The organism is Rossellomorea vietnamensis, assembly GCF_008180415.1.
GTDB lineage: Bacteria > Bacillota > Bacilli > Bacillales > Bacillaceae_B > Rossellomorea > Rossellomorea vietnamensis_C.
The window spans coordinates 42,710-55,842 of record NZ_VTEI01000001.1 but is presented as its reverse complement, the minus strand read 5'-3'; the positions used below and the strand labels follow the sequence as shown (position 1 = coordinate 55,842).

Below are 13,133 nucleotides of genomic sequence, written 5' to 3'. Positions count from 1 at the left end.
TTACATAATTAATTGAAAAATTCACCTCTATACATAACTTGAAACCAGCCGGGAGGATTCTGATGAAGTTTCAGCCTTATATCAATAAGATTCGTTCGATATTGAGCTATAAAGTTTTTACACTTCTTATATTTGTCTTACTGGGTTTATTGCTTTATGGAGTTCTTTATGGAAATGTCAAACCCGAGAAGTATGATGTTAACGTTTTTGAAATTGCCGATGTGACAATCAGATCTCCTAAATTGATCAAGGATGAAGAGCTGACACAGAAGAAAAGGGAAGAGGCTGCTGATGAAGTGCCCAATCAGTATACCCGCCAGCAGGATGTGGTGGAGAACCGGGTAGCCCTCATAGATTCGATTTTTGAGATCATTAAAGATGTAGGGAAGGGAACGGCCGCTTCACAGGCTGAGGAGCCGGCCGACGCCGCTGAAGAAACAGAGGCTGAACCTGCGGTCGAGGAAAAACTCGCTGATCTCAAAGTCCAGCTGACCAAGAACGCTAATGTAAGGGAAAATATTACCCAGAGTATTCCGGACAGCATTTTTCTCACTCTGCTGCAGCTCAGTGATGATGAATTGCAGCGTGTCAAAACGACGGTTGTTTCCCAAATTAAGACAACCATGAGCGACAAAATTTTTGAAGAAGATATATATGCAGTCAATGAAAGAATCGATACAAGGATAAGGGCGCTTAATCTCCCTCCCTCCATGATTGAAGCAGCTGTATTCTTGAGCAGGTTTGCGGTTATCCCAACTGAGGTATTCAATCAGGAACTGACGCAGCAGAAGAAGCAGCAGGCGATGGAAGAAGTGGCCCCAGAAGAAATCATAGAAGGGGAAGTCATTGTCCAGCAAGGGAAGATGATAACCCACGAGGATTACAGGCAGCTGGAGCTTCTGGGACTGCTTTCATCTGAAACTCCAATCAAGCCGTTTATCGGACTTGGCATTTTTGTTGTCCTGGCCATTGGAGCCATTTATTATCACTTCCATAATTGGGATCTCCCTGAAGAAAGAAAACAGAACAGGCTTATCCTTCTCAGCCTTGTTTTCGTCATCAGCCTCATCCTGATGAAAATCACTGCCTTGATGAAGGAGCTCGATTTGGACAGGGTGGGATTCCTTTTCCCGGCTGCACTGGCGGGCATGCTGATCCGAATCATGCTTAATGAAAGAATTGCCATGCTGATGGTCATGATCCTTGCCGCATGTGGAAGCATTGTATTTCATTACGAGATTTCAGGAGCAATCGATATAGAAATGGCCATCTATATCATGTTCAGCGGACTTGCGGGGGTTTTGTTTCTATCAAGCCGGAAAAACCGCACGAATATTTTGCAGGCGGGGTTGTTTGTATCACTTGTAAACGTCTTGATCATCTTATTTCTTCTCTTTTTGCGCGGTGTCACTTATAGTAGCATGGAATACACTTATTTTGTAGTGTACGGGTTCGTTTCGGGTATCGGTTCTGCCGTGCTGGCAATAGGGTTTCTGCCATTTTTTGAAGCAGGCTTCGGAATCTTATCCGCAATGAGGCTGGTGGAGCTGTCGAATCCGAATCATCCACTCCTGAAGAAGCTTCTTACTGAGGCGCCGGGGACTTACCATCATAGTGTAATGGTTGCCAACCTGGCTGAAACAGCTTGTGAAGCCATAGGGGCAAATGGCTTGCTTGCAAGGGTGGGATGTTATTATCATGATGTAGGCAAAACTGTCAGGCCCCACTATTTCATTGAGAATCAAATGAACACCGGCAATCCGCATGATCACCTTCCTCCTGAAAGGAGCAGGGATATTATCATTCATCATGCGGCCGATGGAGCAGAGATGCTGCGGAAGTATAAGCTTCCCAAAGAATTCATAGATATTGCTGAGCAGCACCATGGAACGACCCTTCTAAAATTCTTTTACTACAAAGCTTTAAAAGAAAACGAAAATCTGGATGAGGATTCTTATAGATATCCGGGACCAAAGCCGCAGACAAAGGAAACAGCTGTCATCAGCATAGCGGACAGTGTGGAAGCTGCAGTGAGGTCCATGAAGAGCCCCACCAACGAAGAAATTAAAAAGCTTGTGGACAGCATTGTGAAGGACAGGCTTCAAGACGGCCAATTCAATGAATGTGATATAACCCTCAAGGAATTGGATATAGTAAAGAAAACATTGTGTGAAACGCTGAATGGAATTTTCCACTCAAGGATTGAATATCCGGAAGCAAATAGAAAGGAGCTGGCACATGAATCTTGAAATAGATTTTCTTGATGAAACCGATCAATTAGTTGAATCAGACAGAGAACTTGTACAGAGTCTGCTGAATTATGCAGCCGGTCAGGAAAGTGTCGAGCCGGCAAGTGAATTGACGTTATCCTTCGTGACGAACGAGCGGATAAAGGAGATCAATAAAGAATATCGTGATAAGGACCAGGCAACTGACGTAATATCTTTCGCCATGGAAGAACTTGGTGAGGATGAGACGAAGATTATCGGGGATGGGATTCCGCGTATCTTAGGAGATATCATCATCTCTGTAGAGAAAGCAAAAGAACAGGCAGACGAATACGGCCATTCTTTTTCAAGGGAATTGGGCTTCCTGGCACTTCATGGCTTTCTCCATCTGCTGGGGTACGACCATATGAATAAGGAAGATGAAAAAAGGATGTTCGGAAGGCAAAAGGAAATCCTTGATGGATACGGACTTCAAAGATAAACCTTCAAGGAGAAGGAAATTCCTGGGCTCCTTTAAATTTGCTTTCAAGGGCATCAAGCTTGTTTTTGCAGAAGAGTTAAATTTCCGTGTGCATTTTATGGCCTCCCTAGCAGTAGTGGCTGCAGGATTTGTGCTTTCAATTTCCTTGCCGGAATGGATTGTTGTCATCCTCCTGATCGCGGGGATGTTTGCCTTGGAAATGCTGAATACGGCTGTTGAACGGACCGTAAACCTAGTGACAAAGGAATACCATCCACTGGCTGGACAGGCCAAGGACATAGCGGCAGGAGCTGTCCTGTGCTATGCCCTGGGAGCCGTTGTCATCGGTATGATCATATTCCTGCCAAAGCTGTGGGAAATCATACAATGAGATGAAAGATTGCAGAGGATTCCTTTGCAATCTTTTTTTGTAATGCCGGAAAATGATGTCAAGGTCTTACATTAAAGATGATATTACTGCTTTTCAGCGTAAAAGTGTAGTCAGCTAAAAGTAAATTGTTTCTCTGCGTTTTCATAATACAATTTAGCAACATTATTCACTGAGGCACTCTTCAAGCGGCTGCTCATGACAGGTCTTCTCTTCACACTTTAAACATGTCTTAGCAAAGGGCTATCCATCCATTCTAAAGTTACCCAGCTTTCATATTGCCTGTCCATTTGACCAGTTTGCTTCTTCCAGTATTTTCAGACACGGGTATAGAACTGAAGAACAAAATGTTTTATAACGAAATGAAAATATTTTTATTTAACTAGGTTATTTTTTGGTGCTGAAAAGGGCAATCCAGTGTATTTGCATATCTAAATTTCAAGCTATCCTTCAGCAGCACATGAGATTCTCTCTTGTTGGTACATTTGACAACACCTGGACGAAAGATCACTATTCCTATTAACGCTGAGATATTTTGCAATATAAAGGTTTTGTAACCGATTTCTTTGGAGGAAATTTGAATTCTAAGTGATAGTTGGATAAAATGGGTTAACACACATGGTAAGGGTGTCCATTTGTGAGAATTATCTAACTATTTTATAACAATACAGTAACAGCCCATTTTTTTTTACGTAAGATGTAGTAAAATAGAAAGTGGGTACCAAAGGAGATCAAATATGAAAAATGAACAATTAATCGCAGAAGCTAAAATAGCAAGAGATAGAGCTTATGTACCTTACTCTAAGTTCGGTGTTGGTGCTGCACTTCTGACAGAAGATGGTAAAGTGTACCATGGCTGCAACATAGAAAATGCCGCATACAGCATGTGTAACTGTGCTGAGAGGACAGCGCTGTTCAAAGCTTATTCTGAAGGTGACAAAAAATATACGAAAATGGCAGTGATTGCCGACACCAACAGACCGGTACCGCCCTGCGGCGCATGCAGGCAAGTGATATCAGAACTTTGTCCCTCTGACATGGTAGTGGTTTTAAGTAATCTAAAAGGGGATATACAGGAGTTAACAGTAGCAGAAATATTGCCAGGAGCATTTTCACCGGAGGATTTAAATGAGTAATAATGATCAACAAGTATACAAGTCAGGTTTTATATCCATCATCGGAAGACCAAACGTAGGAAAATCAACTTTTCTTAACCGGGTAATCGGGCAGAAGATTGCCATCATGAGTGATAAGCCTCAAACAACACGCAATAAAGTCCAGGGAGTTTATACGACCAATGATTCTCAGATGATCTTTATCGATACACCCGGCATCCATAAGCCAAAGCATAAACTTGGGGATTTCATGATGAAGATTGCCCAGAATACTCTGCGTGAAGTGGATATTGTATTGTTCATGATTAATGCGGAAGAAGGGTATGGCCGCGGCGATGAATTCATTATCGAGAAACTGAAAGGTGTGAAAACACCCGTATTTCTTGTCCTGAACAAAATCGATCAGCTTCATCCGGACGACATCCTGCCGCTTATAGAACAATACAATGCTCTGCATGATTTCGCAGCTGTTGTTCCGATATCCGCTCTTGAGGGGAATAACGTCGAAACCTTGGTTTCGGTAATCCGAAAAGAACTGCCGGAAGGTCCTCAATACTATCCTGCAGACCAGGTAACAGACCATCCTGAAAGGTTCATCGTCTCAGAACTCATCCGTGAAAAGGCTCTTCATCTAACACGGGAAGAGATTCCCCACTCACTTGCAGTGGTCATCGAAAAGATTTCCACGAGAGACAATGGCAATGTCATCGATGTAATGGCAACCATAGTAGTGGAACGTGATTCCCAAAAAGGAATCGTTATTGGAAAACAGGGTGGTATGTTAAAAGAAATCGGAAAACGGGCTAGAGTCGATATTGAAAACCTTCTAGGTTCCAAGGTTTATCTGGAACTGTGGGTGAAGGTTCAAAAAGACTGGCGGAATAAGCTGTCCAATCTCCGTGATTTTGGTTTCAATGATGATTATTAAAGGCTCTTTTCGTAAACTTTGCTGCTATCACAATATTAATCCAAAAATACCTGCTTAATTCACTGGAAATATCCTGGTAACCAAGAAAGAAAAAAGCTGCTCTTTTTGTGAAAAGCTTAGTTTCCAAGAGGAAATCCGGTACTTAGGATTTTTCCAAAGCAGCAATATATGCGAATCCAGCCTTGCTTAAAAGTAAAATACTGTTAAATTAACAATATTTACGTCTCATGTTTTTTCTTCTGAAGGTCAATCTAATAACACAAGGCAAGTGGCTAGTTTAAAACATGAAAGGCGGGGTTTTTATGTTGGACTTTACCTGGAAAGTGTTTTCACAAACAGGTAGTATAGACACATATTTACTTTTCAAAGAACTTGAGTCAACGGATGACGAAGGGGTTCTGGAATTTGATGAAGAACTAGCGGAGTTGGATCATCCCATCTCTTAAGCCGTAACCTTCTGGCTGACAACAAAGAGCAGCCAGGTATGTTGTGTGTCCTATATTTAGAAGATATATGGATTGATCACCTGGGCTATCACCCGATCCATCTAAATCACTCGGGAGGTGGCTGTATGCTGCAAAAATGTGAAGGCATTGTCATAAGAACGAATAACTATGGTGAATCCAATAAAATAGTAACGATTTTTTCTAGAGAGAATGGGAAATTGGGGGTAATGGCCAGAGGTGCCAAAAAAACTAACAGCCGATTATCTTCGGTTTCCCAACTTTTTACATATGGGTACTTCTTGTTCCAAAAGAGCAGCGGGCTGGGAACTCTTCAGCAGGCAGAGACCATTACCTCCATGCGTCATATCAGGGAGGACCTGTTCAAAACAGCCTACGCCACTTATGTAGTCGAGCTCATTGACAAAGGCACAGAAGAACGGAAGCCAAATCCTTTTCTGTTTGAGATGCTTTTTCAGACCCTTACTTATATTAATGAAGAGTATGATCCTGATATCGTTACTCACATCTTTGAAATGAAAATGCTCCCTGTTTTAGGCTTGTATCCTTCTTTGGATAAGTGTGCAGTATGCGGAGAAACAGAAGGAGAGTTTTCTTTTTCATTTAAAGAAAACGGAATTATATGCCATAGGTGTTTGGAAAGTGATCCTCATCATTATAAGGTTTCGCCCCAAACCATCAAGCTGCTGAGGTTGTTCTATCATTTTGACATGAACCGGTTGGGGAAGATTTCGTTGAAGGATTCTACCAAAGAAGAATTGAAAAAGATTATTCGCACTTATTATGATGAAAATTCAGGGCTCTTCCTAAAGTCAAGGAAATTTCTTGATCAGATGGACAGAATGAAGGATCTCATGTGACTAAGCTGACAGCACACGCTGTCAGCTTTTTACTTTTTAGGATTTTATTTATATGTAGCGAGTGCAACTGAAAGCACAGTTTTGCAGATCCTTAGCTGTAGCATTTTAATCAGGAACTCAGGATATGTTGTGCCTCTCAACTAGAGCGAGGTACATTAAGAGCAGAAAACTCAATTGTGATGTACCCCGCCCCGAGAGCGAGGTACATTAAACGAAGAAAACTCAAAGATGATGTACCTGGCCCCGAGCGCGAGGTACATTAAAAGCGGAAAACTCAAAGATGATGTACCTCGCTACGAGAGCGTGGAACATTAAGACAAGAAACCCCCAAAGTGAGGTACCCCGCCCCGAGAGCGCGGGACACCAAAACAAGAAACCCCGATAATAGCGTGACTAGCATCGCTCAACCAGCAACCAGCAATGAAGCATTAACAAAAAAAGCGAGCCGGCACGGTCTATCCAGACCATCGCGGCTCGCTTTTTACACTATTTAAAATTTAACCTTTTCCTGCAGAAAGCCTTTAACTTCACTGATTGGCATACGAACCTGATCCATGGAGTCGCGGTCACGGACTGTTACTTGTCCGTCCTCCACAGAGTCAAAGTCAAAAGTGATACAGAACGGAGTACCGATTTCATCTTGTCTTCTGTAGCGTTTGCCGATAGATGCGGTTTCATCGAAATCGATCATTAAGTCTTTAGATAACTCTTCATAGACCTTAAATGCATCATCAGAAAGCTTCTTAGAAAGAGGAAGAACTGCTGCTTTGAATGGAGCAAGAGCAGGATGGAAACGAAGAACGGTTCTTGTTTCCTTTTCTAATTCTTCTTCCTCATATGCATCACATAGGTAAGCAAGTGTAACACGATCAGCCCCCAGAGATGGTTCGATGCAATATGGAACAAATTTTTCATTGGTTTGAGGATCCATGTAGTGGAAATCCTCATTTGAATGTTCCATATGGCGCTTAAGGTCAAAATCCGTACGGTCTGAAATACCCCATAGTTCTCCCCAGCCAAATGGGAATTTATATTCAATATCCGTTGTCGCGTTACTGTAATGAGATAACTCATCATCATCATGGTCACGCAGTCTCATATTGTCTTCTTTCATACCTAATGCCAGAAGCCAGTTTTTGCAGAACTCTCTCCAATAAGAGTGCCATTCAAGATCCTCACCTGGTTTGCAGAAGAACTCTAATTCCATTTGTTCAAATTCCCTCGTACGGAAGGTGAAGTTACCCGGTGTTATCTCATTTCGGAAGCTTTTTCCAATTTGACCGATTCCGAATGGGACTTTTTTACGCATTGAACGCTGAACATTCTTGAAGTTGACGAAAATTCCCTGGGCTGTCTCAGGACGAAGAAAAATTTCATTTGTGGATGATTCCGTTACTCCCTGGTGAGTTTTGAACATAAGGTTAAATTGGCGGATTTCTGTAAAATCACGGCTGCCGCAGTCAGGGCAGGCAATTTCATACTCATCTATGATTTCTGCCATTCTTTCAAATGGAAGGCCGTCAACAATCATTTCAACCCCTTTTTCTTCAAGGGCATTCTCGATAATTTTGTCTGCACGGTGGCGCGTTTTACAATTTTTACAGTCGATCATAGGGTCATTGAAGTTTCCAACATGCCCTGAAGCTACCCATGTTTGGGGGTTCATGAGGATGGAAGCATCCAGTCCGACATTATACGGAGATTCCTGAATGAATTTTTTCCACCATGCTTTTTTGATATTATTTTTCAGTTCGACACCAAGGGGACCGTAATCCCATGTGTTTGCAAGCCCTCCGTATATTTCAGAGCCTGGGAATACAAATCCTCTGTGTTTTGCTAAATTTACGATTTCTTCCATTGCCATTTTAAAAACAACTCCTTTAATTTTCAGCTCTCATTCAGGGATGTTGATTTCTCTAGGGAAACAACATCCGCCAAATAAGGCCGGGTTAAAAAATGAAATAAAAAAAGCACGTCTCCAGGCACTAATGCCTAGGGACGAGCTTTGGCCCGCGGTTCCACCCTAGTTGATATACGTAAGGTATATCCACTTTCGTTTTAAAATGCTCAGGACTGCCGTTTCCTTGTATACCGGGCTTCCACCATCCCCGGATCGCTTTTGCACAAGTACTTATAGTTCCGTCATTGCAAAATTCAATATTAATTTCGGTTCCAAATAAACAACCTTGGAAAGATGGAATAATTTTATCACTTTCTATAATAATATACAACAATTCATTAATGATACAAAATAATTGCAGTGCGGGGGTGAAAAAGCTACTCTATGGGAAGGAATGTACATGAAAAAAGGTGCTGCCAATATAGGATATGCTATAATGGATACTTTCATAAAGGCAGGGATGAAATATATTATCCTCATCAATTTCTATGGCTGGTTCTCAAAAGAGGCCAATATGAATTTTAAGTACAAACAAGGTTTATAAAAAGTCTTTCTTTTCTTTTTTTCTTAATAGTATATAATATTTAGTATAAAGTATAACACTTATTTTATACATGTCCGTTAGGTGGTGAGCAAGATGGAACTTAATAAGCGGCAGGAGTATATTCTGCAAATTGTAAAAGATAATGGCCCGATTACCGGAGAACAGATTGCTGAGAGGCTGAATCTGACACGTGCAACTCTTCGGCCGGACTTGGCTATATTGACTATGGCTGGCTATCTGGATGCGAGGCCTCGTGTGGGGTATTTTTACTCAGGCAAGACCGGCACACAGCTCTTAACAGAAAACCTTAAAAAAATATTAGTTAGAAATTATCAATCCATTCCAGTAGTTGTGAATGAGAATGTTTCAGTATATGATGCAATAGTAACAATGTTCCTTGAGGATGTCGGAACTTTATTCGTGATTGATGAAAAGACCCATCTGGTTGGAGTCTTATCCCGGAAGGATCTTTTACGGGCCAGTATCGGCAAACAGGAATTGAACTCAATTCCTGTGAATATCATCATGACAAGGATGCCGAATATCACAACTTGTGAAAAAGATGATCTGCTGATCGATGTAGCTAAAAGCCTGATCGATAAACAAATTGATGCAGTACCGGTAGTGAACATCACTGAAAATGGTGATCTGGAAGTGACTGGAAGAATTACGAAAACGAATATTACCAAGGCATTTGTAGCTTTGGCTGAAGACATTTAAGTATTAATACTAGGTGGTGGGTAGTTTGAAAGAACCTTACATTTATGTAGTTTCAGATTCAGTAGGAGAAACGGCGGAACTTGTTACCAAAGCTGCCATTAGTCAGTTTGACGGCTCCAATACAGTAATTAAGCGTTTCCCATATGTAGAAGATACTTCTCATCTTGATGAAGTTCTTTCATTGGCTAAATTAAATAATGGATTGATTGTTTATACTTTGGTAAAACCGGATATGAGAAAGTATCTTAAGGAAGAAGCAGAAAGAGAACAGCTGTATGCTTTCGATATCATGGGACCTTTAATGGATACTTATCAGGAAAAATATAGCAAAATTCCATCGAATGAACCGGGGGTTGTCCGAAAACTCGATGCAGATTACTTCAAAAAGGTGGAAGCAATTGAATTTGCAGTGAAGTATGATGATGGCAGGGATCCTAGAGGACTGCTAAGAGCCGATATCGTTCTGATTGGTGTATCAAGGACTTCCAAGACTCCTTTATCCCAATACCTGGCTCTTAAAAGGCTGAAGGTAGCAAACGTACCATTAGTACCGGAAGTTGATCCGCCTGAAGAACTGTTCAAAGTGCATCCTTCCAAGTGCTTCGGACTGAAGGCTGCACCAGAAAAACTGAACAGCATAAGAAGGGAAAGGCTGAAATCTCTTGGGCTGAACGACCAGGCCAGTTATGCAAACCTCGATAGAATTCAGCAGGAGATTGAGTACTTCGAAAAAATCGTAGATAAAATTGGCTGCCATGTTGTGGATGTCTCCAATAAAGCGGTTGAAGAAACAGCTAATATCATCATCAATGAAATTCAGAAATCGAACTAAGGATGCCATCAGGATGTCATCCTTTTTCTTTTTGTTCAGGATTTACTTTCAACAGGAAAAATAAAGTCAACAATTGAGTAATATGAAGGCTGAAGAAAAAATATATTGTATACGGGGTTTTTAGTAGTCAAAAGCATGAAGATATACTATAATAAAAAATTGTGATAAAAATATATTCAAAAATAGGTTTAGACTGATGAATAAACGAATAAACTAATTATTGGGTTATGTCAAGTTACTGACGAAGAAAAAAATCGACAAAATGTTTTCTTTATGAGGAGCGGCGTGAAAGTTGTCAGATGAAGAAGGATATTTTGAGGTGATGTAGAATAGGTAATAGTAGCAAAATAGAAGCTGTTGTTTATGTGGATGCAGACGCATGTCCTGTAAAAGAAGAAATCACAGGCATATGTGAAGACCGGGAAGTAAAAGTTATCTTCATTGCATCCAATGCCCACAGGAAAACCAGTCCCGACAAAGGGGTGTGGGTTTATGTGGATTCCTCAAAAGAGGCAGCAGATCTTTATATCATGAATCATATAAAAAGCGGAGATCTACTCGTCACCCAGGATATCGGTCTGGCGAGCATTGTATTGCCGAAAGGCGTTTATGCGATTTCTCCGAGGGGAAAAGAGTTTAGAGAAGAAACCATCTCAACGGCTTTAGATTTCCGGTATCTGTCCGCTAAAGAAAGGCGGAAAGGAAAGTATGGAAAAGGTCCTAAACCGTTTATATCTGAAGATAGAGAAAGGTTTGTCTCTGTGTTCAAGAAAATTTTGTCGAATTTTGCAGGAGATCAATAGGATTTATCGAATGCATTATTTAAGTAAAATAATAATCAGGTGATGTGTTTGTGACAGGGAGAATTCCTGAAGAAAAGATTAATGAGATTCGTCAGTCAGTTGATATTGTGGACGTTATAAGTGATTATGTGCAGCTGAAGAAACAGGGAAGAAATTACTTCGGCCTTTGCCCATTTCATGGAGAAAGCACACCATCTTTTTCTGTTTCCCCTGATAAACAGATCTTTCACTGCTTTGGCTGCGGAGCTGGCGGCAATGCCTATACTTTCCTAATGGATATAGATGGTATTTCATTTCAAGAATCCGTAGTGAAGCTTGCTGGTAAAACAGGTCATGAGCTGACCGTTGATATCAGCCCGGCTGAAACGACAGCTAGCAAAGCTGAAGAAAAGATGATTGAAGCACATGAACTATTAAGTAAATTCTATCATCATTTACTTGTAAATACAAAAGAGGGTCAGGATGCCCTAGAATACCTTTTAGAGAGGGGATTCACCCGTGAAAGCATCGATAAATTCCAAATTGGCTGGAGCCTTCCAAGCTGGGAATTCACCGTCAACTTCCTTACGAAAAGGGGATTTACACCGAACTTGATGGCAGACGCGGGGCTCCTGGTGAAAAAGGAATCAGAAGAACAGTATTTTGACCGGTTCAGAGGAAGGATTATGTTTCCCATCCATGATCAGAGAGGCAAAACGATTGCTTTTTCAGGCAGGGCGATGAACGGCGAGGAACCTAAGTACCTTAACAGTCCTGAAACGGTCATATTCAACAAAAGTTCTGTACTCTATAATTTTCACAATGCACGGCCTGTCATAAGAAGGAAAAGCCAGGCCATTCTGTTCGAGGGCTTCGCAGACGTAATCTCCGCTGACAGGGCAGGTGTAGAAAACGGTATTGCTTCCATGGGGACTTCATTGACTGCAAAGCATCTGCAAATGCTGAAGAGGGTAACAGACTCCATCGTCATCTGTTATGACGGTGACAAAGCTGGATTGGAAGCAGCTTTCAGGGCGGCCAAAATGCTCAATGAAGAACAATTCAATCTAAGGATAGCAATGATTCCTGAAAAGCTCGATCCCGATGACTACATCAAAAAGTACAATGCTGAGAAATTCCAAAATGATGTAATAGGGGCAAGCTTGACCTTCATGGCATTCAAACTTATTTATTTCCGTCAAGGAAAAAATTTGAATGATGAAGGAGATAGGCTTCAGTATATAGAAGAAGTATTAAAGGAAATCAGTGCACTTCAGAATCATATCGAACGGGATTATTATCTAAGGCAGCTGGCAGATGAGTTTTCCTTATCTCTGCAGGCGCTGCAGCAGCAGCAAAAACAGGTTTATTTCTCTAATAGGAAATCGGACAAAAAGGAGCATAAAAAGCCTGATTATGTTCAGCCTGTGCAGCCTAAAGCGGAAACCAAGCTGTTCCCGGCATATCACACTGCTGAAAGGCGGCTGATTGCCCATATGATGAAAAATCCTGATATCTGCTTTAAAGTCCAGGATCTCTTGGGAGGCAGCTCATTCAATCTTGATGAACATCAAGCAATCATTACCTATTTATTCGGTTATTATGAAGAGGGCAATGAGGCTGATTCCAGTGGATTCATACAATTCCTGCCGGACAGCAGGCTCAGGAGGGTCGTATCTGAAATCGGGATGATGTCCATTTCGGACGAGTGCAGTGAACAGGAATTAATTGATTACGTTAATCAGGTGTTAAAACATCAAAAGATGTTGACAATAAAAGAAAAACAAACAGCGCAAAAAGAAGCTGAAAGACAAAAAGATTATAACAAAGCTGCCATGATTGCAATGGAAATTGTGCGGCTTAGAAAATCGTTATAAAGCGGGATCAAATGTAAGGAAGTTGGAAGGAGGGG

General features: G+C 41.3%; 13 protein-coding genes. 12 read left to right on the top strand and 1 reads right to left on the bottom strand.

Annotated features, from left to right (window positions below):
* The first annotated feature begins 62 nt into the window (after positions 1 to 62).
* The 7 genes from FZC78_RS00270 (at position 63) to recO (ending at position 6,443) form a co-directional block, all read left to right on the top strand.
* Positions 63 to 2,249: an HD family phosphohydrolase gene (locus tag FZC78_RS00270; RefSeq protein WP_148937712.1), complete on the top strand. Its 2,187-nt coding sequence runs from the start codon at positions 63 to 65 to the stop codon at positions 2,247 to 2,249.
* Positions 2,239 to 2,709 (top strand): rRNA maturation RNase YbeY, encoded by a 471-nt coding sequence (ybeY, locus tag FZC78_RS00265; protein ID WP_148937711.1) that lies wholly within the window; start codon positions 2,239 to 2,241, stop codon positions 2,707 to 2,709. Before FZC78_RS00270 ends, ybeY begins: the two co-directional genes overlap by 11 nt.
* The gene (locus tag FZC78_RS00260; protein WP_148937710.1) at positions 2,687 to 3,079 is read left to right on the top strand and encodes a diacylglycerol kinase family protein; all 393 of its coding nucleotides are present in this window, start codon (positions 2,687 to 2,689) and stop codon (positions 3,077 to 3,079) included. Before ybeY ends, FZC78_RS00260 begins: the two co-directional genes overlap by 23 nt.
* Positions 3,080 to 3,813: 734 nt before the next feature.
* Positions 3,814 to 4,212 carry a cytidine deaminase gene (locus FZC78_RS00255; protein ID WP_148937709.1) on the top strand — a complete coding sequence of 133 codons (399 nt, stop codon included), beginning with the start codon at positions 3,814 to 3,816 and terminating at the stop codon, positions 4,210 to 4,212.
* A complete protein-coding gene (gene era / locus FZC78_RS00250) occupies positions 4,205 to 5,119 on the top strand; it encodes a GTPase Era (protein WP_148937708.1) in 915 nt (304 codons plus the stop codon). The genes FZC78_RS00255 and era overlap by 8 nt, the downstream gene beginning before the upstream one ends.
* 302 nt (positions 5,120 to 5,421) lie before the next feature.
* The gene (locus FZC78_RS00245; RefSeq protein ID WP_148937707.1) at positions 5,422 to 5,565 is read left to right on the top strand and encodes a YqzL family protein; all 144 of its coding nucleotides are present in this window, start codon (positions 5,422 to 5,424) and stop codon (positions 5,563 to 5,565) included.
* Positions 5,566 to 5,690: 125 nt separating this feature from the next.
* Positions 5,691 to 6,443 carry a DNA repair protein RecO gene (recO, locus tag FZC78_RS00240; RefSeq protein ID WP_148937706.1) on the top strand — a complete coding sequence of 251 codons (753 nt, stop codon included), beginning with the start codon at positions 5,691 to 5,693 and terminating at the stop codon, positions 6,441 to 6,443.
* 490 nt (positions 6,444 to 6,933) lie between these two features.
* Here the strand turns inward: recO and FZC78_RS00235 are convergent, their stop codons facing one another.
* On the bottom strand, positions 6,934 to 8,307 hold the full coding sequence (locus FZC78_RS00235) for a glycine--tRNA ligase (RefSeq protein ID WP_148937705.1): 1,374 nt from the start codon (positions 8,305 to 8,307) through the stop codon (positions 6,934 to 6,936).
* Between the two features lie 436 nt (positions 8,308 to 8,743).
* On the opposite strand from FZC78_RS00235, the gene FZC78_RS23390 reads away from it, so the two are divergent.
* The 5 genes from FZC78_RS23390 (at position 8,744) to dnaG (ending at position 13,098) form a co-directional block, all read left to right on the top strand.
* Entirely contained in the window at positions 8,744 to 8,887 is a 144-nt protein-coding gene (locus FZC78_RS23390; RefSeq protein ID WP_187444749.1) for a hypothetical protein, read from the top strand.
* A 93-nt stretch (positions 8,888 to 8,980) separates the two neighbouring features.
* Entirely contained in the window at positions 8,981 to 9,607 is a 627-nt protein-coding gene (locus tag FZC78_RS00230; protein ID WP_286365460.1) for a helix-turn-helix transcriptional regulator, read from the top strand.
* A gap of 25 nt (positions 9,608 to 9,632) precedes the next feature.
* A complete protein-coding gene (locus FZC78_RS00225) occupies positions 9,633 to 10,439 on the top strand; it encodes a pyruvate, water dikinase regulatory protein (RefSeq protein WP_148937703.1) in 807 nt (268 codons plus the stop codon).
* 365 nt (positions 10,440 to 10,804) lie between these two features.
* Entirely contained in the window at positions 10,805 to 11,242 is a 438-nt protein-coding gene (locus tag FZC78_RS00220; RefSeq protein ID WP_148937702.1) for a YaiI/YqxD family protein, read from the top strand.
* 50 nt (positions 11,243 to 11,292) lie between these two features.
* Positions 11,293 to 13,098 (top strand): DNA primase, encoded by a 1,806-nt coding sequence (dnaG, locus tag FZC78_RS00215; RefSeq protein WP_148937701.1) that lies wholly within the window; start codon positions 11,293 to 11,295, stop codon positions 13,096 to 13,098.
* Positions 13,099 to 13,133: the final 35 nt, after the last annotated feature.